The 26,578-nt window shown below is 74.2% G+C and carries 24 protein-coding genes; 12 read left to right on the top strand and 12 right to left on the bottom strand.

Features of this window, described 5'->3' with window-relative positions:
• The first annotated feature begins 84 nt into the window (after positions 1-84).
• Entirely contained in the window at positions 85-420 is a 336-nt protein-coding gene (locus tag Sdia_RS23965) for an antitoxin (RefSeq protein ID WP_100457891.1), read from the top strand.
• A gap of 117 nt (positions 421-537) precedes the next feature.
• Here the strand turns inward: Sdia_RS23965 and Sdia_RS23970 are convergent, their stop codons facing one another.
• From Sdia_RS23970 to miaB, 3 genes are all read right to left on the bottom strand, one after another.
• Positions 538-1,050 carry a universal stress protein gene (locus tag Sdia_RS23970; protein ID WP_100457892.1) on the bottom strand — a complete coding sequence of 171 codons (513 nt, stop codon included), beginning with the start codon at positions 1,048-1,050 and terminating at the stop codon, positions 538-540.
• Positions 1,051-1,119: 69 nt separating this feature from the next.
• Positions 1,120-1,833: a class III extradiol dioxygenase subunit B-like domain-containing protein gene (locus Sdia_RS23975; RefSeq protein ID WP_100457893.1), complete on the bottom strand. Its 714-nt coding sequence runs from the start codon at positions 1,831-1,833 to the stop codon at positions 1,120-1,122.
• 85 nt (positions 1,834-1,918) lie between these two features.
• Positions 1,919-3,466 carry a tRNA (N6-isopentenyl adenosine(37)-C2)-methylthiotransferase MiaB gene (gene miaB, locus Sdia_RS23980; RefSeq protein WP_100457894.1) on the bottom strand — a complete coding sequence of 516 codons (1,548 nt, stop codon included), beginning with the start codon at positions 3,464-3,466 and terminating at the stop codon, positions 1,919-1,921.
• An 89-nt stretch (positions 3,467-3,555) separates the two neighbouring features.
• On the opposite strand from miaB, the gene Sdia_RS23985 reads away from it, so the two are divergent.
• Positions 3,556-4,548, top strand: coding sequence for a TAXI family TRAP transporter solute-binding subunit (locus tag Sdia_RS23985; protein ID WP_100457895.1), 993 nt, complete (start codon positions 3,556-3,558; stop codon positions 4,546-4,548).
• A gap of 8 nt (positions 4,549-4,556) precedes the next feature.
• Here the strand turns inward: Sdia_RS23985 and Sdia_RS23990 are convergent, their stop codons facing one another.
• Together Sdia_RS23990 and Sdia_RS23995 are read right to left on the bottom strand one after the other, a co-directional pair.
• On the bottom strand, positions 4,557-5,990 hold the full coding sequence (locus tag Sdia_RS23990) for an ATP-binding protein (RefSeq protein WP_189500573.1): 1,434 nt from the start codon (positions 5,988-5,990) through the stop codon (positions 4,557-4,559).
• 6 nt (positions 5,991-5,996) lie between these two features.
• Positions 5,997-6,692, bottom strand: coding sequence for a response regulator transcription factor (locus tag Sdia_RS23995; RefSeq protein ID WP_100457897.1), 696 nt, complete (start codon positions 6,690-6,692; stop codon positions 5,997-5,999).
• A gap of 344 nt (positions 6,693-7,036) precedes the next feature.
• Here Sdia_RS23995 and Sdia_RS24000 point away from each other — a divergent pair, with 344 nt between their 5' ends.
• The 8 genes from Sdia_RS24000 to Sdia_RS24030 all read left to right on the top strand — a co-directional run bounded on the left by Sdia_RS24000 (position 7,037) and on the right by Sdia_RS24030 (position 14,472).
• Positions 7,037-7,819 carry an amino acid ABC transporter ATP-binding protein gene (locus tag Sdia_RS24000; RefSeq protein WP_100457898.1) on the top strand — a complete coding sequence of 261 codons (783 nt, stop codon included), beginning with the start codon at positions 7,037-7,039 and terminating at the stop codon, positions 7,817-7,819.
• Between the two features lie 161 nt (positions 7,820-7,980).
• Positions 7,981-8,814, top strand: a complete 834-nt coding sequence (locus Sdia_RS24005) for a glutamate ABC transporter substrate-binding protein (RefSeq protein ID WP_100457899.1) — start codon at positions 7,981-7,983, stop codon at positions 8,812-8,814.
• Between the two features lie 92 nt (positions 8,815-8,906).
• On the top strand, positions 8,907-9,572 hold the full coding sequence (locus Sdia_RS24010; protein WP_100457900.1) for an amino acid ABC transporter permease: 666 nt from the start codon (positions 8,907-8,909) through the stop codon (positions 9,570-9,572).
• Positions 9,569-10,486, top strand: a complete 918-nt coding sequence (locus Sdia_RS24015; protein ID WP_100457901.1) for an amino acid ABC transporter permease — start codon at positions 9,569-9,571, stop codon at positions 10,484-10,486. Before Sdia_RS24010 ends, Sdia_RS24015 begins: the two co-directional genes overlap by 4 nt.
• A gap of 227 nt (positions 10,487-10,713) precedes the next feature.
• A complete protein-coding gene (locus Sdia_RS24020) occupies positions 10,714-12,351 on the top strand; it encodes an FAD-dependent monooxygenase (protein ID WP_100457902.1) in 1,638 nt (545 codons plus the stop codon).
• 274 nt (positions 12,352-12,625) lie between these two features.
• On the top strand, positions 12,626-12,742 hold the full coding sequence (locus Sdia_RS30835) for a putative leader peptide (protein WP_343239288.1): 117 nt from the start codon (positions 12,626-12,628) through the stop codon (positions 12,740-12,742).
• A gap of 126 nt (positions 12,743-12,868) precedes the next feature.
• A complete protein-coding gene (locus Sdia_RS24025; RefSeq protein WP_115069017.1) occupies positions 12,869-13,456 on the top strand; it encodes a cupin domain-containing protein in 588 nt (195 codons plus the stop codon).
• Positions 13,457-14,091: 635 nt separating this feature from the next.
• Positions 14,092-14,472, top strand: a complete 381-nt coding sequence (locus tag Sdia_RS24030; RefSeq protein WP_115069481.1) for a rhodanese-like domain-containing protein — start codon at positions 14,092-14,094, stop codon at positions 14,470-14,472.
• 64 nt (positions 14,473-14,536) lie between these two features.
• Here Sdia_RS24030 and recX read toward each other — a convergent pair whose 3' ends face one another.
• Together recX and recA are read right to left on the bottom strand one after the other, a co-directional pair.
• Positions 14,537-15,259: a recombination regulator RecX gene (recX, locus tag Sdia_RS24035; protein ID WP_100457904.1), complete on the bottom strand. Its 723-nt coding sequence runs from the start codon at positions 15,257-15,259 to the stop codon at positions 14,537-14,539.
• A 6-nt stretch (positions 15,260-15,265) separates the two neighbouring features.
• Entirely contained in the window at positions 15,266-16,381 is a 1,116-nt protein-coding gene (gene recA, locus Sdia_RS24040) for a recombinase RecA (protein WP_100457905.1), read from the bottom strand.
• A 336-nt stretch (positions 16,382-16,717) separates the two neighbouring features.
• Here recA and Sdia_RS24045 point away from each other — a divergent pair, with 336 nt between their 5' ends.
• The gene (locus Sdia_RS24045) at positions 16,718-17,335 is read left to right on the top strand and encodes a dihydrofolate reductase family protein (protein ID WP_189500572.1); all 618 of its coding nucleotides are present in this window, start codon (positions 16,718-16,720) and stop codon (positions 17,333-17,335) included.
• A 172-nt stretch (positions 17,336-17,507) separates the two neighbouring features.
• Here the strand turns inward: Sdia_RS24045 and Sdia_RS24050 are convergent, their stop codons facing one another.
• The 5 genes from Sdia_RS24050 to Sdia_RS24070 all read right to left on the bottom strand — a co-directional run bounded on the left by Sdia_RS24050 (position 17,508) and on the right by Sdia_RS24070 (position 21,815).
• On the bottom strand, positions 17,508-18,830 hold the full coding sequence (locus tag Sdia_RS24050) for an AI-2E family transporter (protein ID WP_370464553.1): 1,323 nt from the start codon (positions 18,828-18,830) through the stop codon (positions 17,508-17,510).
• A gap of 90 nt (positions 18,831-18,920) precedes the next feature.
• Positions 18,921-19,115, bottom strand: a complete 195-nt coding sequence (locus tag Sdia_RS24055; RefSeq protein ID WP_100457908.1) for a DUF3046 domain-containing protein — start codon at positions 19,113-19,115, stop codon at positions 18,921-18,923.
• A 44-nt stretch (positions 19,116-19,159) separates the two neighbouring features.
• Positions 19,160-19,468 carry an AzlD domain-containing protein gene (locus tag Sdia_RS24060; protein WP_100457909.1) on the bottom strand — a complete coding sequence of 103 codons (309 nt, stop codon included), beginning with the start codon at positions 19,466-19,468 and terminating at the stop codon, positions 19,160-19,162.
• Positions 19,465-20,277, bottom strand: coding sequence for an AzlC family ABC transporter permease (locus Sdia_RS24065; protein ID WP_100457910.1), 813 nt, complete (start codon positions 20,275-20,277; stop codon positions 19,465-19,467). Before Sdia_RS24065 ends, Sdia_RS24060 begins: the two co-directional genes overlap by 4 nt.
• 656 nt (positions 20,278-20,933) lie before the next feature.
• Complete coding sequence (locus Sdia_RS24070; RefSeq protein WP_371874292.1) at positions 20,934-21,815, bottom strand: helix-turn-helix transcriptional regulator; 882 nt, start codon at positions 21,813-21,815, stop codon at positions 20,934-20,936.
• Positions 21,816-21,906: 91 nt separating this feature from the next.
• Here Sdia_RS24070 and Sdia_RS24075 point away from each other — a divergent pair, with 91 nt between their 5' ends.
• A complete protein-coding gene (locus Sdia_RS24075) occupies positions 21,907-26,547 on the top strand; it encodes an ATP-dependent helicase (RefSeq protein WP_189500571.1) in 4,641 nt (1,546 codons plus the stop codon).
• Positions 26,548-26,578: the final 31 nt, after the last annotated feature.

Raw genomic sequence — 26,578 nt, forward strand, 5'->3', positions numbered from 1 at the left:
GAGGGGGCCCGCGGCGTCCCCGGGAGGGGGGTCGCGGGCGCCGCCGACGGGTGCTCCGGCGCCGGATGGGGAAAACTGGAGATCATGAGCTTCCTGGACAACCTCAAGGCAAAGATCGCCCCCGCCAAGGAGAAGGTCGCCGACCTGACCCGGCAGCACGGCGACAAGATCGACCAGGGTCTGGACAAGGCCGCGCAGGCCGTGGACAGCCGCACCAAGGGCAGGTACAGCGACAAGATCCGCACCGGCACCGACAAGGCGAAGAGCGCCCTGGACCAGCTGAACGAGGAGGACGGCAAGGGCAAGGGCGGGCCCGCGGGGGGCGGCCGGGCCTCCGGCCCGGAGGAGGACGCCACCCGTCCGCAGCACCCCGAGACGGGCACCCGCAGGCCCGAGGGCGAGGGCCCGGCCGGCTCCTGACCCGGCGGACGCGGGCGCGGGCGGCGCCGCCGGGCGGAGCGCCGCCGTCCCCAACTGCGCTCCGCCCTCCCCGCCGCCCGGCGGCGCCCTGGCGGAGCCGCCGGCGGCCGCCCCGCGCTACTCGCCCTCGGCCGTGTCCCGCCGGCCGCGGACGACCACGACGTTGCAGCGGGCGTGCTGGGTCACGTGCCGGCTGACCGAGCCGAGCACGGCGCCCTTGAGGCCGCTGTGGCCGCGGGTGCCGACGACGATGAGCGTCGCGCCCTCGGACGCCTCCACCAGGACCCCGGTGGCGGGCCCCTGCACCACGCGCACCTCGACGGGGACGCCCGGCTCCTCGCCCAGCGTCTGCGTGATCAGCTCCTCGGTCCTGGTACGGGTCAGCTCCTCCATGGAGGGCGTGCCGGCGTCGGGGGCGGCGTGCTCCAGGGCCGGGCCGATCAGGTTGAACGGGCTCGACCACTCCCAGCCGCAGACCACCCGCAGAACGGCGCCGCGCAGCCGGGCCTCCTCGGCGGCCCAGAGCAGCGCGTCCCGGGAGGTCGGCGAGCCGTCGACACCGGCGACGATCACGGGGCGGGGGGACGGGGACGCGGTGGCGCCGGCGGTCCCGGTGGCGTTCTCGGTCACGGAAGTTTCTCCTCTCGGCCGCCCCGGCCAGGCGGGACGGCTGCGCGGGCAGGCGGTGCGGGTCGCGGCTCAGCTCCAGGCGGCGACGAAGTAGCCGACCCCGTACGGGGCCTCGTCGTGCAGCAGTTCGCCGGTCAGGCCGGCCTCGGCCGCGGCGCCGGCCAGCACCTGCCACGGGGCGCGGCCCGCGGCGCCGACCTCCTCGGCGAGGGCCGGGTCGAGAGCGGCGAGGGCGGTGGTGTCGGCGGTGCCGAGGGCCTTCGCCACCGCCTCGTCGAAGGGGGCGGCGCGCTCGTCGAGGTAGCCCGGCGCCTTCACGGTGCGGCAGGCGCTGCCGTCGCCGAGGACCAGCAGCGCGGTACGGCCCGGCCAGGCGGCCAGCTCGCGGCCCAGCTCGGCGCACCGCCCGGGCGGCCGGCCGGTGCCGACGGCGAGCCCCTCGACGGGGCAGGCGTCCCAGCCGTGGCCGGCCAGCAGCCAGGCGCCGACGGCGAGCGAGGCGGGCAGCGGGGCGGCCCCGGGGGCGGGGGTGCCGGCGCCGAGGGTCACGTCGACGGGGACGCCGTAGCCCCGGAAGGAGCCCGGGGTGCCCGCCGGGTGGGGTGTGCTGCCCTCCCCCGGGCCGGGTCCCAGGACGACCAGGCGGTCGGGACGGGCCTCGGCGAGGGTGTCGAGGGCGGCGGCGCAGCTCTCGCGCAGGGCGGCCAGTTCGGCGGCGGCCCCGGCCGCGACCTGCGGCTGGAGCAGGGGCGGGCAGGGACAGACGGCGGCGGCGGCAAGCATGTCCGGAGCCTAACCCCCGGCCCCGGCACGCGGCGGAGGGGCCGGGCCGGGCGGAGCGTGCCCGCACGTCGGGGGCCGTACCGGGTCAGCAGGCGGAGCAGCCGCCGGCCGGGGCAGGCTGGGGGGCCGGGGCGCCGATCGTGGGCAGGCCGAGCAGGACGCCGGGGGCCGGTGCGGGGGCGGCGTTGCGGCGCTCCCAGGCGTCACCGGCGCGGGTGCGGCGGACGGCGCGGGCGGCGCCCTCGGCGAGCAGGTGGTGCGGGGCGGCGTAGGTGATCTCCACGGTCACCACGTCGCCGGGGCGCACCTCCTCGTCCGGCTTGGTGAAGTGGACGAGGCGGTTGTCGGGGGCGCGGCCGGAGAGGCGGTGCGTGGCACCGTCCTTGCGGCCCTCGCCCTCGGCGGCCATGACCTCCAGGACGCGGCCGACCTGCTTCTTGTTCTCCTCCCAGGAGATCTCCTCCTGGAGGGCGACCAGGCGCATGTACCGCTCCTGGACGACGTCCTTGGGGATCTGCCCGTCCATCTCGGCCGCGGGGGTGCCGGGGCGCTTGGAGTACTGGAAGGTGAAGGCCTGCGCGAAGCGGGCCTCGCGGACCGTGTGCAGGGTCTGCTGGAAGTCCTCCTCGGTCTCGCCGGGGAAGCCCACGATGATGTCGGTGGTGATCGCGGCGTCCGGGATGGCGGCGCGGACCTTCCCGATGATGGAGAGGAACCGCTCCTGGCGGTAGGAGCGGCGCATCGCGCGCAGCACCGTGTCGGAGCCGGACTGGAGCGGCATGTGCAGCTGCGGCATGACGTTGGGGGTCTCGGCCATGGCGGCGATCACGTCGTCGGTGAAGTCACGCGGGTGGGGCGAGGTGAAGCGGACCCGCTCCAGGCCCTCGATCTTCCCGCAGGCGCGCAGCAGCTTGGAGAACGCCTCGCGGTCGCCGATGTCACTGCCGTAGGCGTTGACGTTCTGGCCGAGCAGGGTGATCTCGCTGACGCCCTCGGCGACCAGCGCCTCCACCTCGGCGAGGATGTCGCCGGTGCGGCGGTCCTTCTCCTTGCCGCGCAGCGCGGGGACGATGCAGAAGGTGCAGGTGTTGTTGCAGCCCACGGAGACCGAGACCCACGCGGCGTAGGCGCTCTCGCGGCGGGTCGGCAGCGTGGAGGGGAAGGCCTCCAGCGACTCGGCGATCTCGACCTGCGCCTCCTCCTGGACGCGGGCGCGCTCCAGGAGGACCGGCAGCTTGCCGATGTTGTGCGTGCCGAAAACCACGTCGACCCACGGGGCGCGCCTGGTGATGGTGTCGCGGTCCTTCTGGGCGAGGCAGCCGCCGACGGCGATCTGCATACCGGGCCGCTTCGTCTTCATCGGGGCGAGCCGGCCGAGGTTGCCGTAGAGGCGGTTGTCGGCGTTCTCCCGGACGGCGCAGGTGTTGAAGACGACGACGTCCGCGTCGCCCTCCTCGGCGCCCTCGGGGGAACGGACGTACCCGGCGCCCTCCAGCAGTCCGGCGAGCCGCTCGGAGTCGTGGACGTTCATCTGGCACCCGTAGGTGCGCACCTCGTACGTCCTCACGTCCGTGCCGCCCGCGTGCGCCTGCTCGCCGTCCACCACTTCGCCCGCCACGTTGTTCCCGCTCATCCGTCCAGAGTAAGGGCTGCCGCGCACGGCTCGGTCCGGCGGGCGGCCACCCCTGGTCAGCGGCGGTCCGGGCTGGCAGGATCACCCGCATGGTCCCGGTTCTCCTCCGTACGCGCGGGCGCGTCCTGACCGCCGCGGGCGCGGTGGCGGTGGCGCTGGCCCTGCTGCTGTGGTGGATGCCGCCCTTCGGCGAGCCGCCGCCGCGCACCCCGCTGACCATGAGCACCGGGGTCGGCACGGGGGTCTACGCCAAGTACGGCACGCTGCTCCGCAAGGCACTCGGCAGGGACGTGCCGGAGGTCGACCTGACGCTGCGCCCCAGCGAGGGCTCGCAGGAGAACGTGCGGCGGGTGGCGACGGGCGAGGCCGACTTCACCATCGCCACCGCTGACGCCGTCGAGCAGTATCGCGCCGAGGGCGGCCCCGACGCCGACCGGCTGCGCAGCAGCGCACGCCTCTACGACGACTACATCCAGGTGGTCGTCCCCGAGGACTCCGAGATCGAGGAGGTCGCCGACCTGCGCGGCAAGCGGGTCGCCGTCGGCCAGGTCGCCTCCGGGGTGCGGCTGGTCGCCGAGCGGGTGCTGCGGGCGGCGGGGCTGGACGCGGAGCGGGACGTCGAGGCGTCCCCGGCGGGCATCGGGGAGACGCCCGAAGCGCTGCGCGAGGGCCGGATCGACGCGTTCTTCTGGTCGGGCGGGCTGACCACCGAGGCGGTGCGGAACCTGTCGAAGGAGTACGAGATCCGGCTGCTGCCGCTCAGCTCCCTCATCGACCGGCTCCATCACGGCGGCGGCTCCGCCAGCTACTACCGGACGGCCGTGATGCCCGCCGACGCCTATCCGCTGGCGCAGCGCGGCACCGACGTGCCCACCCTGGCGGTCGCGAACCTCCTCGTCACCACCGACCGGATGGGCGACGACCTCGCGGAGAAGATCACCCGGACCGTCATCGACAGCCGCGACCACATCGGTGCCCGGGTGCACGCGGCCCAGCTGGTCGACGTGCGCACCGCGATCTACACCGATCCGCTGGAACTGCACGACGGCGCCCGCCGCTACTTCCGCTCGGTCAAGCCCTGACCACCGGCTCACTCCGCCCGAGGCTGTGCTCCCGGTGCCTCGGGGGCGTGCCGGGGCACCGTCAGCGTGACCTTCAGCCCGCCGCCCGCGGCACGGGCGTACGACAGGCCGCCGCCGCCCGCGCCGAGCAGCGCCCGGGAGATGGTCAGGCCCAGCCCCGAGCCGCGCACGTTCTGGTGACGGCCGCTGCGCCAGAACCGGTCACCGACCCGCTCCAGTTCCTCGTCGGTGAGGCCGGGGCCCGCGTCCGCCACCTCGACCGTGGTGGCGGCCCCCGCGGAACCGGCCCGCACGGTGACGCTCTCGCCACCGGGGGTGAACTTCAGCGCGTTGTCGATGACGGCGTCCAGCGCGCTGGAGAAGGCGACCGGGTCGGCCCAGCCGGTGACGGCCGGGCAGTGGGCCTCGAGCCGGATGCCGTGCTCCTCGGCGAGGGGGCGCCAGGCTGCGGCACGCTCCTCGGCCAGCTCGCCGAGGTCGGTGAGGTGCAGGTCGGGGGCGGCGTGCTCGGCGAGGGCCAGGTCCAGCAGGTCGTCCAGGACGCGGGCCAGGCGTTTGCCCTCGGCGCGTACGGAGGCGATCTCCTCGTTGCCCTCGGGGAGTTCCAGGGCCAGCAGCTCGATGCGCAGCATCAGCGCGGAGAGCGGGTTGCGCAGCTGGTGGGAGGCGTCGGCGACGAAGGCACGCTGCTGTTCGAGGACCTCCTGGACGTGGTCGGCCATCTCGTTGAAGGAGCGGGCCAGGCGGCGCAGCTCGGGCGGCCCGCCGGCGGGCGCCACCCGGGACTTGAGGCGCCCGGTGGCGATGTCGTGGGTGGTGGCGTCGAGGACGCGTACGGGGGTGAGGACCCAGCCGGTGAGGCGCAGCGCGAAGGCGACGGCGACCAGCATGGCCAGCGCCTCGCCGGCGGCGATCAGCAGCAGGCCGCGCAGGATGCGGGAGCGCATCTCCCCGGTCGGGGAGTCGGTGACGACGACCGCGATCACGTCCCCGTCGCGGATCACCGGGGAGGCGACGACGATCCGGCCCTCCTGCCAGGGCCACACCTGGCCGGGGTCGTGGCTGCGGCGGGACATCAGCGAGGTGGTGAACGCCTCCCGGGTGGCGCCGGCCTCGGGTATCTCCCAGTTGTGCGGGGCACGGGCCATCGGGTCGCCGTTGCGGTAGAAGACCCCGGCCTTGATGCCGTAGACGGCGTGGTAGCGGGAGAGTTCCTGCTGAAGGGTCTCGCGGCGTTCGTCCTTGCCGATGAGCGGCGCGGAGCCGGTGGAGCGCTTGGTGACGTACTGGGCGAGGGAGGCGAAGCGGGCGGTGTCGTCGATGCGGTCGACGACGACCTGCTGCTGCTCGGCGGCGGCCACGTTCTGGGCGAGGGGCACGCCCAGCATGACGAGCACCACGGCGAGCAGGGTGATGAGGAGCTGGAGCAGGCGGGTACGCACGGGCCGCTACGCGGCCGGGTCGACGAGGCGGTAACCGACGCCGCGGACCGTCTCGATCAGGGCGGGACGGCGCAGCTTGGAGCGGAGCGAGGCGACGTGCACCTCCAGCGTCCGGCCGGTCCCCTCCCAACTGGTGCGCCACACCTCGCTGATGATCTGCTCGCGGCGGAAGACCACCCCGGGCCGCTGCACCAGCAGGGCGAGCAGGTCGAACTCCTTGCGGGTCAGCGCGACGACCTCGCCGTCGACGCTGACGCGCCGGGTGGGCAGTTCGACCCGGACGGTGCCGAGGACCAGCGTGCCGGGGGCGGGGGCGGCGCCGTCGGCGTCGCCGGGCTGGTTGCGGCGGGCCACGGCGTGGATACGGGCGAGGAGTTCCCCGGTGTCGTACGGCTTGACCACGTAGTCGTCGGCGCCGAGGTTGAGTCCGTGTATGCGGGAGCGGACGTCGGCGCGGGCGGTCACCATGATGACGGGCACGGCGGTGCGGGCGCGGATCTTGCCGCACACCTCGTAGCCGTCCTGGTCGGGCAGGCCGAGGTCGAGCAGGACGACGCCGAAGGGCGGTCCTCCGGCGGGCAGCAGCGCGGTGAGCGCCTCCTCGCCGCTGCGGGCGTGCGTCACCTGGAAACCGTGGCGGGACAGGATCGCGGAGAGGGCGCCCGCGACGTGGTTGTCGTCCTCGACGAGCAGCAGTCTCACGGCCGGCCTCCTCGGTAGCTCAGGGTCGTGTCCTCGGCGGCCGGCGCCGCCTCGCCTCCCGCGCCGTCGCGGCCGGGATCCCGGCCCGCGGACGCCTCCGGCGCGCCTCGGGCGCGGACGCGGGGTACTGAGCATCCACGCGGATCGCGGGGGGCCGCGTCAAGAGCCTTCGGGTCACGGGCTTGTTCCGTTATCCACCCGGTACGCGAGGAGACCGTCCCGTTCACGGCCTGTGTCCGGTTGAAGCCGGATCGTTATGCTCAATTTCCGCTCAGATGTAATGACGGTGATCGCACTGCGTGACTACTGTCCTCCCCAACCGAGGAGGATGGAGCAAGACCCCGATGAGTGACGTATCGGTGACCAAGGACACCATTCCCGCGGCAGAGGCAGACGCACTGGTCGCGCTCAGCAATGTCAACAAGCACTTCGGTGCGCTGCACGTGCTCCAGGACATCGATCTGACCATCGCCCGGGGCGAGGTCGTGGTCGTCATCGGCCCTTCGGGTTCGGGCAAGTCCACGCTGTGCCGCACGATCAACCGCCTGGAGTCGGTCGACTCCGGCAGCATCACCCTGGACGGGAAGCCGCTCCCGGCGGAGGGCAGGGAACTGGCCCGGCTCCGCGCCGACGTGGGCATGGTCTTCCAGTCCTTCAACCTGTTCGCGCACAAGACGGTGCTCGAGAACGTGATGCTGGGCCAGATCAAGGTCCGCAAGAAGGACAAGGCCGAGGCCGAGCGGACGGCCCGCGCGCTGCTCGACCGGGTGGGCGTCGCCAACCAGGCCGACAAGTACCCCGCCCAGCTCTCCGGCGGCCAGCAGCAGCGGGTGGCCATCGCCCGCGCGCTGGCGATGGAGCCGAAGGTGATGCTCTTCGACGAGCCCACCTCGGCGCTCGACCCGGAGATGATCAACGAGGTGCTGGAGGTCATGCAGCAGCTCGCCCGGGACGGCATGACGATGGTCGTCGTCACGCACGAGATGGGCTTCGCCCGCTCCGCGGCCAACCGCGTGGTCTTCATGGCGGACGGCCAGATCGTCGAGCAGGCGACCCCCGAGCAGTTCTTCACCAACCCGCGCAGCGACCGGGCGAAGGACTTCCTCTCGAAGATCCTGCACCACTGAGCATCCCCCCGAGGAGACCTCCTGCCCGGCCCCGGGACGCGTCCCGGGGCCCGAAGCCGCCCCGTCCCCGCGGGCGGACACCCCGCTCCCCTCCGGGAGGGCCCTCTCACCCGGCCGCGTTCGCGCTGTCGCACCCTCTGACTACACAAAGGATGTCCACGATGAACCTCCGCAAGGTCTCGGCCGTCTCGGCCGCCGTCGTCGCCCTCGCCCTGACCGCCACCGCCTGCGGATCGGGCGAGTCCGAGGACAGCGGCAAGGGCGGCGGCAAGACGATCAAGGTCGGCATCAAGTTCGACCAGCCCGGCATCGGCCAGAAGACCCCGCAGGGCACCTTCTCCGGTTTCGACGTGGACGTCGCGACCTACGTGGCCAAGGAGCTGGGCTACTCCGAGAAGCAGATCGACTTCAAGGAGACCCCGAGCGCCGACCGCGAGAACGCCCTCTCGCGCGGCGACGTCGAGTTCATCGCGGCCTCCTACTCGATCACCGAGGAGCGCGAGGCCAAGGTCGACTTCGCCGGCCCGTACCTCCTCGCCCACCAGGACGTGCTGATCCGCGCCGACGACAAGATCGGCAAGGCCGAGGACCTCAACGGCAAGGTCCTGTGTTCGGTGGCCGGTTCGACCTCCGCGCAGAACGTCAAGGAGAAGTTCGCCAAGGGCGCCGAGCTGAAGGAGTACGGCGGCTACTCGGAGTGCCTGGAGGGCCTGCAGACCGGTGCCGTCGACGCGCTGACCACCGACGACTCGATCCTCGCCGGCTACGCAGCGCAGGAGCAGTACAAGGGCAAGTTCAAGCTGGCGGGCCTGAGCCTGTCCAACGAGAACTACGGCGTCGGCGTCAAGAAGGGCTCCGACCTCAAGGACAAGATCAACAAGGCCCTGGAGAAGATGGTCGAGGACGGCAGCTGGGACAAGGCCGTCGAGGCCAACTTCGGCCCGGCCGACTACAAGAACGACCCCGCCCCGAAGATCGGCGACGTCGTCAAGTGACCCGCGGGTCGCACTGACCGAAGTCCTGCCGGCACGCCGCCCCGACACGGGCGGCGTGCCGCGCCGCCCAACACGCGAGAGCGCGGGAGATCGTGTTCGACTTTCTTCAAGACTATGACTTGCTCGGGGCCTTCTGGGTGACGGTGAAGCTCACCCTCCTCTCGGGCGCCGGTTCCCTGGTCCTGGGCACCGTGCTGGCCGCGATGCGCGTCAGTCCCGTGCCCCTCATGCGTGGCTTCGCCACGGCGTACGTGAACATCGTCCGGAACATTCCGCTGACGGTCATCATCGTGTTCACCTCGCTGGGCCTGGCCGACACCTTCCGGCTCACCCTCGGCGGCGACGACGTCAAGGACATCGCCTTCCGGATGGCGGTCCTCGGGCTCAGCGTCTACACGGCCGCGTTCGTCTGCGAATCGGTGCGCTCCGGCATCAACACCGTCCCGGTGGGCCAGGCCGAGGCGGCACGCGCCCTCGGCCTGAACTTCACCCAGGTGCTCAGCCTCATCGTGCTGCCGCAGGCGTTCCGCACAGTGATCGCCCCGCTGGCCAACGTCCTGATCGCGCTGACCAAGAACACCACGGTCGCCGCGGCGATCGGCGTCGGCGAAGCGGCCCTCCTGATGAAGGAGATGGTCGAGAACGAGGCGCAACTGGTGCTGATCACCGCCGTCTTCGCCTTCGGCTTCGTGATCCTGACACTTCCCACCGGCCTCCTGCTGGGATGGCTGGGCAAGCGGCTGGCGGTGAAGCGATGAGCTCCGTTCTGTACGACACCCCGGGTCCCCGCGCCAAGGCGCGCAACCTGGTCCTCTCCGTCGTCTTCGCCGCCGTGCTGGCGGCGGGCGTCTGGTGGCTGGTCTCCGCCCTCGGCGACAAGGGCCACCTCGACTGGGCCAAGTGGAAGCCCTTCACCGAGTCCTCGTCCTGGACCGTCTACCTGCTGCCGGGCCTCGGCAACACCCTGAAGGCCGCCGCCCTGTCGATGGTCATCGCCCTGCCCCTGGGCGCGGTCTTCGGCATAGCCCGGCTCTCCGACCACGCGTGGATCAGGGTTCCGGCGGGCACGGTCGTGGAGTTCTTCCGCGCCATCCCGGTCCTCATCCTGATGGTCTTCGCCAACGAGATGTACTCGGGCACCGTCGAGCCCGACATCCGTCCGCTGTACGCCGTGGTCACCGGCCTCGTCCTGTACAACGCCTCGGTGCTCGCGGAGATCGTGCGGGCCGGCATCCTCTCCCTGCCGCGCGGCCAGGCCGAGGCGGGCCGGGCGATCGGCCTGCGCAAGAGCCAGACGATGCGGTACATCCTGCTGCCGCAGGCGGTCACCGCGATGCTGCCCGCCATCGTCAGCCAGCTCGTCGTCATCGTGAAGGACACCGCGCTCGGCGGCGCCATGATCGGCTTCACCGAACTGCTCCGCTCCCGCGGCACCATGAGCGCCTTCTACGGCAACACCATCCCGAGCTTCATCGTGGTGGCGGTCATCTTCGTCCTGCTCAACCTGCTCCTCACCTCCTTCGCCTCCTGGCTGGAGAAGTGGCTGCGGCGGCGGAAGAAGTCCAGCGGTGCCGTGCTCGGCGCCGAGGCCGTCGACGACGCCAAGACGGTCGGCGCCAAGGCCCGGCCCGGCGCCGGTCCGGACGGCGGCGCGGGCGGCCCCGCCCGGTGACGGGGCCCCGCCCCACCCCACCGCACCACCCCTGACCTGTCGCGGGACACTGCGGCAGTCGCAGGACCACGGAGGCGGCGACGATCACGTCGCCGCCTCCGTCGCTTGACGCGGACAGCGGCAATGGGTTGCATACGTTCTGTGATCGCGCACCGGGCTCCAGCTGCCAGTTCCCGCCCCGCCCCACCCCTCTCACCTGCCCCTGAGGCCCCCCGGGAGGCGACCCCGTGGAACCGGTGATCATCGTCGGGGCGGGCCCCGCCGGGCTCGCCCTGTCGCTGGCGCTCGCCCGCCACGAGGTGCCCACCGTCGTCCTCGACCAGAGCACCGGCCCCGACGAGGAACGCTGGGCCCGCACCGTCGTCCTGCGCGAGGACACGGCGGCGCTCGCGGCCCGCCTCGCCGGCACCGGCTTCACCCGCGGCGGGACCCGGCTGACCGGCGTACGCTCGCTGCGCCGCCGCCAGGAAGTGGCCGCCCACACCTTCGACGAGGCACTGCCGGCCCCCCTCCACCTGCCGCAGCACGCCCTCACCCGCGCCCTGCGTGAGGCGCTCGACCGCGAACCGCTGGCCCGTCTCGTCCCCGGCACCCGCCTGGAGGAGATCGAACAGGACGGCAACGGGGTCACCGCCCGCACCAGCACAAGCGGCGGGTCCGCCTCCACCGGCGCGCCCGGCCCCTCCGGCGGAGCGGGCACAGCGACGTGGCACGGCAGCCACCTGGTCGGCTGCGACGGCCCCCGCTCCACCGTCCGCAAACTCCTCGACATCCGCTTCCCCGGCCGCACCGCCGTCGAACGGCACGCCGTGGCCGCGGTCCGCTGCACGCTGCCGTTCGCCGGCGAGGAGATCCTGCACCGCAATCCGCCGTGGCGCGGCTCCGGCACCGAGGTCACCGCCCGCCCGCTCCCCGGCGACCGCTGGCGGATCGACTGGCTGCTGCCGCCCGGCGGCGAACTCGTCACCCCCGAAGCGCTGGTGGCGCGCGTCCGGGCCACCCTCGCGGGCTGGACCGACGGCACGACCCCGCCGTACGAACTCCTCGACACCGGCGTGCACACCGTCCACCACCGCCTCGCCCGGCGGTGGCGCGCGGGGCGGGTGCTGCTCGCCGGGGACGCCGCGCACCTGCTGGGCGCACTCGGCACCCCCGCCGTCGACGAGGGACTGCGCGACGCCGGCAACCTCGCCTGGAAACTCGCTCTCGTCCGGCACGGGCACGCCGGGCAGCCCCTCCTCGACAGCTACCAGGAGGAGCGCCGCGCCGTGGTCGCCTCCCGGCTCCGCGCGGCGGACCAGTCTCTGCCGATACTGCGTGGCGCTTCCCCGCTGCGGCCCCTGCTGCCCGGTTCGGCGCGCGGCCACGAGGCGCTGTACAGCGACGGCCACCTCGGCCGGGGGCCGCTCGGCGCACCCCCCGCCCACCTCCACTCGCCGCTCACCCCGGCGCCGGCCCACCCGGGCGCCGGTGCCGAGGTGGGCGTGGGCGACCTGGTGACCGATGTCCCCGTCACCGCCGAGGACGGCTCGACGGTCCGGCTCCGCGACCGCCTGGGCCGCACCGCCCTGCTGGTGCTCCTGGTCGCCCCCGGCACCGGAGTCTGGGACCGCCGGCACTGGATGACGGCCGGGGTGATGCCGCGCCTGGCCGAGGCCGTCGCCGCCCTTCCGCAGCCCGCTGAGCTCCTCGTCACCGAGACCTACCCCGGCGCCGCCGCCCACACGGTGCTGCTGGTCCGCCCCGACGGCCACCTCGCCCTCGCCCTGAGCGGCGTCGACGAGTCCCGGCTACGGGCGGCGGCACGCACGGTGTGCGGCGCGGACACGGGTGCCCGGGAGGAGGCCGCACGGCCGGCACGGTGACCGGGGCAAGCCGACGCCGGAAGGGGGACGGCCGCCGTCGGGCCAGCAGGCGGGGCCAGACCTCCCGCGACTCCCCCTGACTCCCGTGACCACGCTCGTGGTCTCCTCATCAAGGGCAGCCCCGGCGGTGGCCGTCCGCCCTGCCGGGCCGTTGGCACTTCCCGCCGCGCCGGGCACGCCGGCACCCCGGGCCGGCACCGTCCAGCGAGCCCGCACCGGGGCGCCGTACCAGCCCGTCCGGCCTCACGACCGAGGCATGGACACCCGGTTGACCATGGTTCGGCCCCATGGTCTACTCCGGGGCGTGACCGACACCCAGACGCGCCTGTGGCGGAGGGTCCACATGGACCTCGTCCGCTACGCGGGCTGCGTGTGTCGTCCCTGCTGCTGACTTCGCCACCCTCTCCCCCGTACGTGGCCGCCACGCGCCCGCGGCTCACCGCCCCGCGCACGCTCCCTCTTCCCCGTGCCCCGCGCCGCCGCCCGTACGTCCTCAGCGAACCTCAGGACGGCACACGTGTCCCCCTTCCCTCCCCCGGTCGCCCCCGCCGGCGTTCCGGCTCCGGCCTTCCCCGCATCCGAAGCGACCGGCCACCACCCCACTGACGGCCCCGGGCAGGCGGAACTGCTCGCCTTCGTCCGCCGCGCCGCCGCCGACACCTCCCTCGTCGCCGGCCTCCCCCTCGACCCGGAGGGCCGTACCTGGCTCCGCCTCGACGGGCCGGGCGGCAGCGAGGCATGGCTGATCGGCTGGCCACCCGGCACCGGCACCGGCTGGCACGACCACGGCGGCTCGTACGGCGCCTTCGCCACCGCCGCGGGAAGCCTCCGCGAGGATGCCCTGGCCCACCACCTGCCCGCCGGAGGCGAGCCGGGAACGACCCTGCGAATCCCCGAAGGGGCCGATCGGGCAAGGCAGTTGGGGCCAGATCAGGGTCGCGCCTTCGGGCCGCACCACGTCCACCAGGTACTCAACACAGCCACGCACGACCACGCCGTATCCGTACACGCCTACTACCCGCCGCTCCCGCTGATGCGCCGCTACAGCCGCTCGGGGCAGGCACTTCGGCTGGAGCACATCGAACGACCGGAGGACTGGCAGTGACCGGCTCGGACTCGTTTCTTTCCGCTTCCCCGGGGGCCCCCTCCCCCCGCCCCACCCTCCCCGCCTCCCCCGCTCCCCGCCCCCCGCGCATCGGCGCCTCCCCCACCGCGCCCGCAGCGGCCCGGTTCACGACCACCACGGCAGCCCCGCCCACAGCCGCTGCGGGCGGCCCGGCGAACGGCCGCACGGCCGCCCCGGCCGCCTTCACGGCGGACCACGTGCCCGTTCCGGCCGGTCACACGGCCGTCCCGACGGCTGACGGGAGGACCTCCGTGACCGCCCCGCCGGCCGCGAACAACCTCACGGACCACCACCCGACGACCCCGGCCACTGCGGACGGCGTCCTCGCGGCCATCCCCGTGGGGACGCCGCCAGGCAACCCCACGGGCACCCCCGCGGCCACGCCCCCACACGCCTCCGCGACCGTGCCTGCCAAGGAGCCCACGCCGGAAGTCACCACAGGCGGCCCCGCCACCGCGCCCACCCCCGGCCCCCCGGAGACCGCCAGGTACACAGCCCCCACGAGCCCGGCCACACACGCACCCACGAATGCGCCGGCCCAGCGCCCTCCTGCGAACGCGCCCGTCCCGAGCGCACCCGCAACCACCCCCGCCGACACCACCGCCCCGGTCTCCATAGACACCCACCTGGAGCGCGTCCGCTCCCGCCTGACTCGGCTCTCGCCGGAGCAGGCACAGGAGGCGGCCCGTCACGGGGCTCTGCTGGTGGACATCCGGTATGCCGCCCTCCGCGACCGGGACGGCCTGATCCCGGGGGCCTTGGTCGTCGAGCGGAACGAACTGGAGTGGCGCCTCGATCCGCAGGGCACCCACCGGCTGTCCGAGGCGGACTGTCACGACCGGCAGATCGTCGTCATCTGCAACGAGGGCTACGCCTCCAGCCTGGCCGCGGCCTCGCTCCGCGACCTCGGCCTGCACCGGGCGACCGACCTCGTCGGTGGATTCCAGGCCTGGCGCGCGGCGGGGCTGGCCGTCACCGCCCCCGCCTCCCCCTAAACGCACGGGCCGGGGCCGACGGAACGCTGACCGGTGAGGCGTGCCGACGAACGGGCCTCGCCGGTCAGTCGTCCCAGAAGTGTGCCTCCACGTCCTCGCCCTCCTCCTCCAGCGCCTGGCGCACGACCCGCAGCGCCAGCCCTTCCCCGTACCCCTTGCGGGCGAGCATGCCCGCGAGCCGTCGCAGCCGCCTGTCCCGGTCGAGGCCGCGGGTCGAGCGGAGTTTGCGGTCGACCAATGCCCGCGCCGTGCGTTCTTCCTGGTCCGGGTCGAGCTTGGCGACCGCCTCGTCGACGACAGCCGCGTCGACGCCTTTGGTGCGCAGTTCCCGGGCCAGAGCCCGCCGTGCCAGGCCCCGCCCGTGGTGGCGGGACTCGACCCAGGCGTCCGCGAACTTCTCGTCGTCGATCAGGCCGACCTCCTCGAAGCGGGTCAGCACCTCGTCGGCCACCTCGTCGGGGATCTCCCGCTTACGCAGGGCCTCGGCGAGCTGGCTGCGTGTACGCGCCGTCCCGGTGAGCAGGCGCAGGCAGATGGCACGGGCACGCTCCGCCGGGTCCTGAGGTGGCTCCTCCCTCCCGGCCCTCGACGGAAAGGAGGAACCACCGGTCTGACCGCCGGCCCGGCGGCTTCCGCGCCCCCGCCGCCGGCCGGCCCCCGCACCGGCCGGCTCACCTTCCGCTCCGGTGTCCCCGTGGTCCGGATCGGACCAGGGGGCGCCGGACAGCGGCGCCTCCTGCTCCTGCGGGTGGTCGTCGGCGTACGGACGCCTGGCCCACTGCGCCACGGCGGATCAGCCCTTGGCCGCCGCGGCCTTGGTCGCCCGGGTCGCCTTGGCCGCGGGGGCGGGCACCGCCTTGGCCTCCTCGGCGGGCGCGCCGTCGGTCGCCGCCTCGGAGCCGGCCGCGTCGGGACGCACGCCGACGCCGAGCTTCTCCTTGATCTTGCGCTCGATCTCGTCGGCCAGGTCGGGGTTGTCCTTGAGGAAGTTGCGGGCGTTCTCCTTGCCCTGGCCGAGCTGGTCGCCCTCGTAGGTGTACCAGGCACCCGCCTTGCGGACGAAGCCGTGCTCCACGCCCATGTCGATCAGGCCGCCCTCACGGCTGATGCCGTGGCCGTAGAGGATGTCGAACTCGGCCTGCTTGAACGGCGGAGCGACCTTGTTCTTGACCACCTTGCAGCGCGTGCGGTTGCCCACCGCGTCCGTGCCGTCCTTGAGCGTCTCGATGCGGCGGATGTCGATCCGGACCGAGGCGTAGAACTTCAGGGCGCGGCCACCGGTCGTCGTCTCCGGGGAGCCGAACATCACGCCGATCTTCTCGCGCAGCTGGTTGATGAAGATCGCCGTGGTCTTGGACTGGTTGAGCGCGCTGGTGATCTTCCGCAGCGCCTGGCTCATCAGCCGGGCCTGGAGACCCACGTGGGAGTCGCCCATCTCGCCCTCGATCTCGGCCCGCGGCACCAGGGCGGCGACGGAGTCGATGACGATCAGGTCGAGCGCGCCGGAACGGACCAGCATGTCGACGATCTCCAGCGCCTGCTCGCCGTTGTCCGGCTGGGAGAGGATGAGGTTGTCGATGTCGACGCCGAGCTTCTTGGCGTACTCCGGGTCGAGCGCGTGCTCCGCGTCGACGAAGGCGACCTGGCCGCCGGCCTTCTGGGCGTTGGCCACGGCGTGCAGGGTCAGGGTCGTCTTTCCGGAGGACTCCGGGCCGTAGACCTCGACGACGCGGCCGCGGGGCAGGCCGCCGACGCCGAGGGCGATGTCCAGCGCGGTCGAGCCGGTGGGGATCACCTCGACGGGCTCGTTCGGCCGCTCGCCCATGCGCATGACCGCGCCCTTGCCGAACTGTCGTTCAATCTGTGCGAGCGCGGCGTCGAGCGCCTTCTCGCGGTCGGTTCCAGCCATGGGTTCCACCCGATTTGCTTGAGTCGTTCGCTTCACGTCGAAAACGCTAACGCCTGGCACTGACAATGCGCCTCGACGCCTTCGGGCCTGTGGAAAACTCCGCCGCGAACCGTCTGGATCCCGGGCGCCGCATCGCCAGATTCTTCATAAGAATAGATGTTCGATTTTTGTGTCAAGCGTGCCACACGGCCCCCGCGCGGCTCGCGCGGGACCGTGCGGGTTCCCCCGCCGGAGCGGTGCGGGCGCGTCTTCCGTGGCGCCGGGAGACGCTTCCCGTATGACCGGGGGGACTGCTGAGACCGATGTGCCCGGCCGCCCAAGGAGGTCTTCCCCGGCATGACGCGCATCATCGCTGACATCTCCGTCTCTCTGGACGGCTTCGTCACCGGGCCCGGCCCTGGCCCGGACAACGGCCTGGGCACCGGCGGCGAAGCCCTGCACACGTGGGCGTTCTCCGAGGACCCCGAGGACCGGCGGGTCCTCGGCGAGGCCACGGCGCGCTCGGGCGCCGTCGTCCTCGGCCGCCGCCTCTTCGACGTGGTCGACGGGGCGCGGGGCTGGGACGAGAAGACCGGCTACGGCGCCGGGGAGGCCGGCCGGCCCGCCTTCGTCGTGGTGACGAGCGAGCCGCCCGCCGCGCTACGGCTGACGGAGCTGGACTGGACGTTCGTCACCACCGGTCTGGACGACGCAGTCGACGCCGCGCGTGAGCGCGCCGAGGCCGCCTCGGCCAGGAGCGGCACCGGCCTGGACGTCGTCCTGATGGGCGGCGCGGCCACCGTCCGCTCGGCCTTCGACGCGGGCCTGGTCGACGTGCTGTCGCTGCACCTCGCACCGGTCGTACTGGGTGCCGGGACCCCGCTGTTCACCGGCGGCACCCCGCGCACACTGGTGCAACGGAACGTGACCGCGACGCCGAACGCGACCCACCTGACCTACGAGGTACTCCGGTGACGGCACGGCGGGCCTGCTCCGGCACTGCCGGGTCACTACCCGGGTGCTGCCCGGTGGCGGTCTCCGCCTCTTCGGCGGCCCCGGGCGTCCCCGTCCGCCTCCTGCCCGACGGCGACGCCCCGCCGCCCGAGTCGCGCCTGCGCCACCGCCCGCCCACTCGTGCCGGACAGGGCTAACCACGGCCCTCCGGCCGGTCGTCACCCGACCCCTCGGCGGGGTCCGCCCGGGTCGCGCCGCCCTCCTCACCGGGGAGCGGCTCCGCCGGGGTGATGACGTCCGGGCCCGCGGTCTCCTCGTTGGGGAGCCGCAGCGCCTTGCGGACCCGTACCAGGACGGGGCCCGGTGCCCGGCGCCGGTGGCCACTGACGCGGGCCTCGTCGTGGACGTCGTAGCGGCGCACGTAGGCGCCGAGGAACGCCTGGAGGGTGGCGACGGCGGGAATGGCGATCAGGGCGCCGACGGCGCCGAGGAGGGCGGTGCCCGCGATGACGGAGCCGAAGGCGACGGCCGGATGGATGTCGACCGTCTTCGCGGTCAGCTTCGGCTGGAGCATGTAGTTCTCGAACTGCTGGTACACGACGACGAAGCCCAGCACCCACAAGGCGTACCAGGGGTCGACGGTGAAGGCGATGAGCATCGGCAGGGCGCCGGCCAGGTAGGTGCCGATGGTGGGGATGAACTGGGAGACCAGACCGACCCAGACGGCGAGGGCCGGGGCGTAGGGCACGCCGAGCCACTGGAGCAGGACGTAGTGGGCGACGCCGGAGATCAGCGCCATGAGGCCGCGCGAGTAGAGGTAGCCACCGGTCTTGTCGACGGCGATCTCCCAGGCGCGCAGGACCTCGGCCTGGCGGGCGGGCGGCAGGACCGAGCACAGGGCGCGGCGCAGGCGGGGCCCGTCGGCGGCGAAGTAGAAGGCGAAGAGGGTCAGGGTCAGCAGCTGGAAGAGGCCGCCGAGGAGCTGGGCGGAGATGTCCAGGACGCCGGTGGCGCTGTTCTGCACGTACCGCCGCAGCCAGTCGGAGTGGACCAGGCTGTCCTGGACCTCCAGGCGGGACAGGTCGGTGTGGAAGGTCTGGTTGATCCAGCTGATGACGGAGTCGAGGTACTCGGGGAAGTCCTCGACCATGTCGACGATCTGCCCGGCCAGCATCGAGCCGAGCAGGGTCACGAACCCGGCGCTCGCGACGAGCAGGCCGAGGAAGACGGTGGCGGTGGCGAGGCCGCGGCGCATCCCTCGGGCCGCCATCCAGCTGACCGCCGGCTCCACGGCCAGGGCCAGGAAGAAGGCGATCAGGATGTTGATCAGCAGCGAGGTGAGCTGGTGGAACGCCCAGGTGCCCAGTTGGAAGGCGGCGACGAGAGCCAGCGCGAGCACCATGGCTCGCGGCAGCCAGCGCGGCATGACCGACGCCTCGGGCGGTCGGTCGGGCTCCGTAACGGGGCCGGTGGCGGGGTGGTCGTCGGGGCTCGCGCTCTCGTCTGTCGATGACACGGGGTCAGTCTCGCCCACCCGGGGACTGCTCGGGGCGACGCGGCAGGTCGACCGGGTCACATCGGCGGCCGGGCGGCCTCCCGCGCGGGCTCAGCGGCGCTCGGCGGGGACGTCCATGGCGGTGCAGACCGCCCGCCAGACGTCCTTCGCCTCCCAGCCCGCGTCGAGCGCCTGGTGCACGGTGCGCCCGCCGAGTTCGGTCATGACGTGGTCGCGGGCGAACGTCTCGGCGTAGCCCGCGCCGAAGTGGTCCGCCATGAGTTCCCAGAAAACCGTCAACCGCATGGGCCCAGTATCCCTCGGCGCGCTCCGGCGCGGCGGGCGGCGGGTCAGCCGGTGAGGGCGCGCAGCCCGGCCGTGACGACGACGGCGGCGCCCACCACGACGAGGAACGGGGCGCGCAGGAGCAGCGCGATCCCGGCGGCCGCCAGTCCCGCCGCGCGGGCGTCGAGGGTGAGCGAGGTGCCCTGGGCGAAGGTCTGCTGGGCGGTGAGGGCGGCGAGCAGGGCCACCGGGACCAGGGCGGCGAGCCGCCTGACGACGGGGCGTTCCAGGGCTCCGGCGGGGACGAGCAGGCCGGTGAGCTTCCACGCGTAGCAGCCGACGGTGGTGAGCGCGATGGCGACCCAGACGGTCATCGGGGGCTCTCCTCAAAGGTACGGGGCTCTTCGCCCGCGGTGTCGGGGCGGGGCCGGCGGCGGCCTTCCGCCCACAGCACGGCGGGGGCGGCGAGCGCGGCGACGAGGACGGGGACGCCGCCGGGCAGGACCGGCAGCAGGCCGAGGCCGAGGAGGACGGCGAGCGCGGCGGTGACGCGTTCACGGGTGGTACGCACCATGGGGGCGAGCAGGGCGAGGAAGACGGCGGGGCCCGCCGCGTCGAGGCCCCAGGCGCCGGTGTCGCCGATCGCCTCCGCGCCGAGGGCGCCCAGGAGCGTGGTGGCGTTCCAGAGCACGTAGAGGGTGGCGCCGGTGACGAAGAAGCCGAGGCGGGTGTGGCGGCGGCCCCGCTGGGCGAGGGCGACGGCGGAGGTCTCGTCGATGACCCAGTGGGCGGCGAGGGGGCGCCCGGCGCGTGGCAGGGCCAGGAGCTGGGAGAGGCGCAGGCCGTAGAAGGCGTTGCGGGCGCCGAGGAAGAAGGCCCCGGCGGCGGCGGTGAACGGGTTGCCGCCCGCCGCCAGCGCGCCGACCAGGGCGAACTGGGAGGCGCCGGTGAACACCAGCAGGCTCAGCGCGCACGCCTGCGCCACGGTGAGCCCGGCCCCGGCCGCGGTCGCGCCGAAGGCGAAGCCGGAGAGCCCGACGGCGAGCCCCACACCCAGCGCGTCCCGCACCACCGCGCGGTCACCGGCGGCGCGGGAGGCGGTGCTCCCGGCCGGGGTCGTCTCGGGTCCGGGGGTGCCGGGCGGCGGCCCGGCGGGATCGGTGGGGGTCCTCTGTTCAGCCACACCGGGGACGCTACGGGGTGGGGGCGGGGCCGTCTTGTACGTTCTTGCGCGCCTGGCGGGCCGACCACGCTACGGGCGTCTCCGCAGGTGGCGCGCGACGTACGGGGCGGGCGGAGCCGGCGGGGGAGGGCGCGGCGCCCGTGGGGCGCGAGGCGGGGTGATGCGGCTTGGCCCGGGGTCTGCGGCGCCGCACTGACACCGGGCGCCACGAGGGGGCTGCCACGGAGGCGGCAGCGGGGCGGCCCGGGGACGCGGACGGTGCCGTCCCGTAGGTTCCCGCACGCCTAGCGGGGCCGTCCACGCGACCGGCGTCTCCGCAGGTGGCGCGCGACGTACGGGGCGGGCGACGCACCGCCGACACGGGGCGCCGCTGCGCGGTCGGTACGCCCCGAGCCGGTCGGCGCGGCGCTGCCTGGGACGGAGCCGCGCGGAGCACCCCGCCGGGCCTGCGGAGCGGCCCCGTCTTCAGGCCACCGCCCCGCGCCCGGGGGCCACGGCGCACCACCACGTACCCCGGCCTCACCCAGCCCGGCGCGCCCGCGCCCCCGCACCCCGTTCCCCCTGCGGCGCGCCGCCACGTCCAGCCCGCGTTCCCGCAGGTCGCCCGCCCCGTACACCGCGCCGACGGAGCCCCGGGGCCGCCCCGCCTCGCCGCCTCACCCCGCCCCGCGGGCCCTGCGGTAGGCCCCCGGGGTGACGCCGACGATGCGGGTGAAGTGGCGGTTGAGGTGCGGCTGGTCGGTGAAGCCGACGGCGGTGGCGGTCTCGGCGGGGGTGACACCGGTCTGCAACAGGGTGCGGGCCCGGCGGACCCGGGCGTCGGTGAGCCAGGTGTGCGGGGGCATGCCGTAGGCGGCCTTGAAGGCGCGCAGTACCGCGAAGGGGCTGGAGCCGACGGCCTGGGCGAGCTGTTCCAGGGAGGGCGGGTCGGTGAGCCGCTCCTCCAGGAGGAGCCGTGCGCGTTCGGCGGTGCGGTGGCCGGCGGAGGCCGCGGCGGCTTGCGGCGCGGTGGTGCCGTAGAGGCTGAGGAGGCGGGCGAGCAGGACGCGCAGGAGGGTGTCGGCGGCGAGGGCGTCGCCCTGTTCGACGGCGCGGTGCACGGCGCGCACCAGGCCGCCGGAGCGGGGGTCGTCGGCGATCGGCCGGTCGAAGGCGGGGGTGCCGGGCGGGTGCCCGGTGGCGTCGGCGACCTCGCGGACCAGGGCGAGGGAGGGGTAGAGGGTGGCGTACGCCCAGCCTTCGGGGGCGCCCGCGCGAGCGGCGTGGGCGACCTCCGGGTTGACCATGACGAGGGTGCCGGGCCCGGCGTGCAGGGTGGTGCCGGGCAGTTCGACGCGCTCCACGCCGTGGGTGACGGCGCCGAGGGTGTAGCCCTCGTGGCTGTGGCGGGGGAAGGTGTGGCGGATGTAGCGGGCGCGCAGCAGGTCGAGGCCGGGCAGCGGCTCCCAGCTCCAGTGCCGGGCCCATTCACGGGCGGTGCCCCGGCTGTCCTGGCCGTCCCGCCCGGCCCGCTCGTCCGTCTCGTCCTGCCGTTCCATGAGTCCATGGTGCGCCGCTCGCATCGGGTGTGACCTGCGTGTCCACGGCGTGGACCGGTGGTTGTCGGTGGCGGGGTGCACGATGGGAGCCATGGCACGCTCAGCGCTCGACACGTTCTCCCCGGCGACCCGGAACTGGTTCGCCGGGGCCTTCCCGGCGCCCACCGCCGCCCAGGAGGGGGCGTGGAGCGCCATCGGCGAGGGTTCGGACGTGCTGGTGGTGGCGCCGACCGGGTCCGGCAAGACGCTGGCCGCGTTCCTCTCCGCACTGGACTCGCTGGCGTCCGCTCCCCCGCCCGCCGAGTCCCGCAAGCGCTGCCGTGTGCTGTACGTCTCCCCGCTGAAGGCGCTCGCCGTCGACGTGGAGCGCAATCTGCGCAGCCCGCTGACGGGCATCCGGCAGGAGGCGGTGCGACTGGGGCTGCCGGAGCCAGAGGTGCGGGTCGGCATCCGCTCGGGCGACACCCCGGCGGCGGAGCGGCGCTCGCTGGCGACGCGGCCGCCGGACATCCTCATCACCACACCCGAGTCGCTCTTCCTCATGCTGACCTCCTCGGCGCGCGAGGCGTTGGCGGGCGTGGAGACGGTCATCCTCGACGAGGTGCACGCGGTGGCGGGCACCAAGCGCGGCGCGCATCTGGCGCTCTCCCTGGAGCGGCTGGACGAGCTGCTGCCGAAGCCGGCCCGGCGCATCGGGCTGTCGGCGACGGTCCGGCCGGTGGACGAGGTGGCACGGTTCCTGTCGCCGCGGCGCCGGGTGGAGAGCGTCCAGCCGGCGTCGGGCAAGGAGTTCGACCTGTCGGTGGTGGTGCCGGTGGAGGATCTCGGCGAGCTGGGCGGCTCGCCGGTGACCGACGAGGGCGCGGGCGAGCGCCCCTCGATCTGGCCGCACGTCGAGGAGCGCATCACCGACCTGATCCAGTCGCACCGCTCGACCATCGTCTTCGCCAACTCCCGGCGCCTCGCCGAGCGCCTGTGCAACAGGCTGAACGAGATCGCCTACGAGCGTGCCACCGGCGAGACCATGCCGGAGGACCACTCCCCCGCCGAGCTGATGGGCGCCGCCTCGTCGGCCTCGGGGGCGCCCCCGCTGATCGCCCGCGCGCACCACGGTTCGGTCTCCAAGGAGCAGCGGTCCCAGGTGGAGGAGGATCTGAAGGCGGGCCGGCTGCCCGCCGTGGTGGCCACCTCCAGCCTGGAGCTGGGCATCGACATGGGCGCGGTGGACCTGGTGGTGCAGGTCGAGTCGCCGCCGTCGGTGGCGTCGGGGCTCCAGCGGGTGGGGCGGGCGGGGCACCAGGTCGGCGCGGTCTCCACGGGCGTGGTCTTCCCGAAGTACCGGGGTGACCTCGTGCAGTCGGCGGTGGTGACGGAGCGGATGCGGGAGGGGCGGATCGAGGCGCTGCGGGTCCCGTCGAACCCGCTGGACGTCCTGGCCCAGCAGATCGTCGCGATGACCGCGATGGACACCTGGCAGTTCGACGACCTGCTGGCGCTGGCGCGGCGGGCCGCCCCGTTCGCCTCGCTGCCGGAGTCGGCGTTCACCGCCGTTCTGGACATGCTCGCGGGCCGCTATCCCTCGGACGCCTTCGCCGAGCTGCGGCCCCGCGTGGTCTGGGACCGCGTCGCGGGGACCGTGACGGGCCGCCCGGGGGCGCAGCGGCTGGCCGTCACCTCCGGCGGCACCATCCCCGACCGCGGCCTGTTCGGCGTCTTCCTGGCGGGCGCGGACCCGAAGAAGGGCGGCGGCCGGGTCGGTGAGCTGGACGAGGAGATGGTCTACGAATCGCGTACCGGCGACGTCTTCACCCTGGGGACGACCTCGTGGCGGATCGAGGACATCACCCGCGACCGGGTGCTGGTCTCCCCGGCTCCGGGTGTGCCGGGGCGGCTGCCGTTCTGGAAGGGCGACCAGCTGGGGCGTCCGCTGGAGCTGGGCCGGGCGCTGGGCGCGTTCGTCCGCGAGGTGGGGGCGCTGCCCGAGGAGGACGCCCGGCTGCGGCTGCTCACCGCCGGCCTGGACGGCTGGGCCGCGGACAACGTCCTGTCGTACCTCAAGGAGCAGCGCGAGGCGTGCGGGCACATCCCGGACGACCGGACGGTGGTCGTGGAGCGGTTCCGGGACGAGCTGGGTGACTGGCGAGTGGTGGTCCACTCGCCGTTCGGCGCCCAGGTGCACGCGCCGTGGGCGCTGGCGCTGGGCGCGCGGCTGAGCGAGCGGTACGGCATGGACGCCCAGGTGATGCACGCCGACGACGGGATCGTGCTGCGGCTGCCGGACGCGGACCTCCTCGGCCTCGACCTGCTGGACGAGGGCGCGTCGGGTGCGGGTACGGCGTTCGACGCGGAGCAGGCCCCGGTCGGCGCCCAGGACGTCACCTTCGACAAGGGGGAGATCGAGCAGATCGTCACCGACCAGGTGGGCAGCTCGGCGCTGTTCGCCTCACGGTTCCGGGAGTGTGCGGCGCGCGCGCTGCTGCTGCCGCGCCGCAGTCCCGGCAAACGCACTCCGTTGTGGCAGCAGCGGCAGCGGGCCTCCCAGCTGCTCCAGGTGGCGAGCGAGTTCGGTTCGTTCCCGATCGTGCTGGAGGCGGTCCGCGAGTGCCTCCAGGACGTTTTCGACGTGCCCGGCCTCACCGAGCTGATGGGTGATCTGGAGGCGCGCCGCGTCCGCCTGGTCGAGGTCACCACGCCGGAGGCGTCCCCCTTCGCCCGCTCCCTCCTCTTCGGGTACGTCGCGCAGTTCCTCTACGAGGGCGACTCGCCGCTGGCCGAGCGGCGGGCGGCGGCGCTGTCGCTCGACTCGCGGCTGCTCTCCGAGCTGCTGGGCCAGGCCGAGCTGCGTGAACTGCTGGACCCGGAGGTCCTGGCAGAGCTGGAGCGGGAGCTCCAGTGGCGCACCGAGGACCGGCGGATCAAGGACGCCGAGGGCGTCGCCGACGCGCTGCGGGTGCTGGGCCCGCTGACCTCGGCGGAGCTGGCGGAGCGTGGCGCCGACCCGGCGTGGGCGCGGGAGCTGGCGGCGGCCCGGCGCGTCATCGAGGTGCGGATCGCCTCGGTGGAGCACTGGGCGGCGGTCGAGGACGCCGGGCGGCTGCGCGACGCCCTCGGCGTGGCCCTGCCGGTCGGCGTCCCGGAGGCGTTCACGGAGCCGGTGCGGGACCCGCTCGGTGACCTCCTGGCCCGGTACGCCCGCACGCACGGCCCGTTCACGGCCGCGGCGGCGGCGGAGCGGTTCGGCCTCGGCCGGGCGGTCACCGAGGGCGCGCTGGAGCGGCTCGGCGCGAGCGGCCGGGTCGTGCAGGGCGAGTTCCACCCCTCGGGCGTCGGCCAGGAGTGGTGCGACGCGACGGTGCTGCGCCGGCTGCGCCGCCGTTCGCTGGCCGCGCTGCGGCAGGAGCTGGAGCCGGTGGAACCGACGGCGCTGGCCCGCTTCCTGCCGCCGTGGCAGCACCTGGGCGGGCAGGGTCTGCGCGGGCTGGACGGGCTGGTCCGCGCGGTGGAGCAGCTCCAGGGGGCGTCGGTGCCGGCCTCCGCGCTGGAGAAGCTGGTGCTGCCGTCCCGGGTGGCGCAGTACCACCCGGCGATGCTCGACGAACTGACGGCCACGGGGGAACTGCTGTGGGCGGGCAGCGGCTCGCTCCCCGGCAAGGACGGATGGGTCTCCCTCCACCTCGCGGAGAACGCGCCGCTGCTCCTGCCGCCGCCGCACCCGCTGGAGCTGACGCCCTTGCACCGGTCGGTGCTGGACGCGCTGGCCGGAGGGTACGGTCTGTTCTTCCGTCAGATCGCCGACCAGGTCCGCGGCGCCGACCCGGCCGTGTCCGACCAGGCGCTGGCGGACGCGATCTGGGAGCTGACCTGGTCGGGCCGGCTCACCAACGACACGGCGGCCCCGCTCCGCGCCCTCCTCGGTTCCGGCCGCACCGCCGGGTCCACGGCGCACCGGGCGCGTCGCAGCGTCCCCCGCGGCAGGTTCGGCGCTCTGGCCACCGCGCCGCGCACGGCTTCGCGGACGGGCCCGCCGACGGTGGCGGGCCGCTGGTCCCTGCTGCCGCCGCTCGAACCGGACCCGACGCTGCGGGCCCACGCTCTGGCCCGCGCCCTCCTCGACCGGCACGGAGTGGTCACGCGGGGCGCGGTGGCGGCGGAGGGCGTCGAGGGCGGCTTCCTCGCCATGTACCGCGTGCTGTCGGCCTTCGAGGACAGCGGGCAGGCCCGTCGGGGTTACGTGGTGGAGGGGCTGGGCGCGGCCCAGTTCGCGATGGACGGCGCGGTGGACCGGCTCCGCGCCTCCGCGACGGCCGCCGAGCGGGAGAGCGGCGGCCCGCCCCGGCAGGCCCTGGTCCTGGCGGCGGCCGACCCGGCCAACGCGTACGGTGCGGCCCTCCCCTGGCCGGAGCCGCCGACCGGGGCCGGACACAAGCCGGGCCGCAAGGCAGGCGCGATGGTGGTGCTGGTCGACGGCGAGCTGGCCATGTACATGGAGCGTGGCGGGAAGACCCTGCTGGCCTGGCCCTCCACCTCCCTGGACGACCCTTCGGCCCCCGACCCCCGTCTGGAGGGGGCCGCGCACGCCCTGGCCGGGTCGGCCGCCGGCGGTTCCCTCGGCACGGTCACGGTGGAACGCGTCAACGGCGAGCCCGCGCTGACCTCACCGGTCGGCGCCCATCTGGAGAACGCGGGCTTCCACGCGACGCCCAGGGGACTGCGGCTGCGCGGGGGGCGATGACCGCGACAGGCCCGCCCCGTCGGCGTCCACC

This window comes from Streptomyces diastaticus subsp. diastaticus, from assembly GCF_011170125.1.
GTDB lineage: Bacteria > Actinomycetota > Actinomycetes > Streptomycetales > Streptomycetaceae > Streptomyces > Streptomyces diastaticus.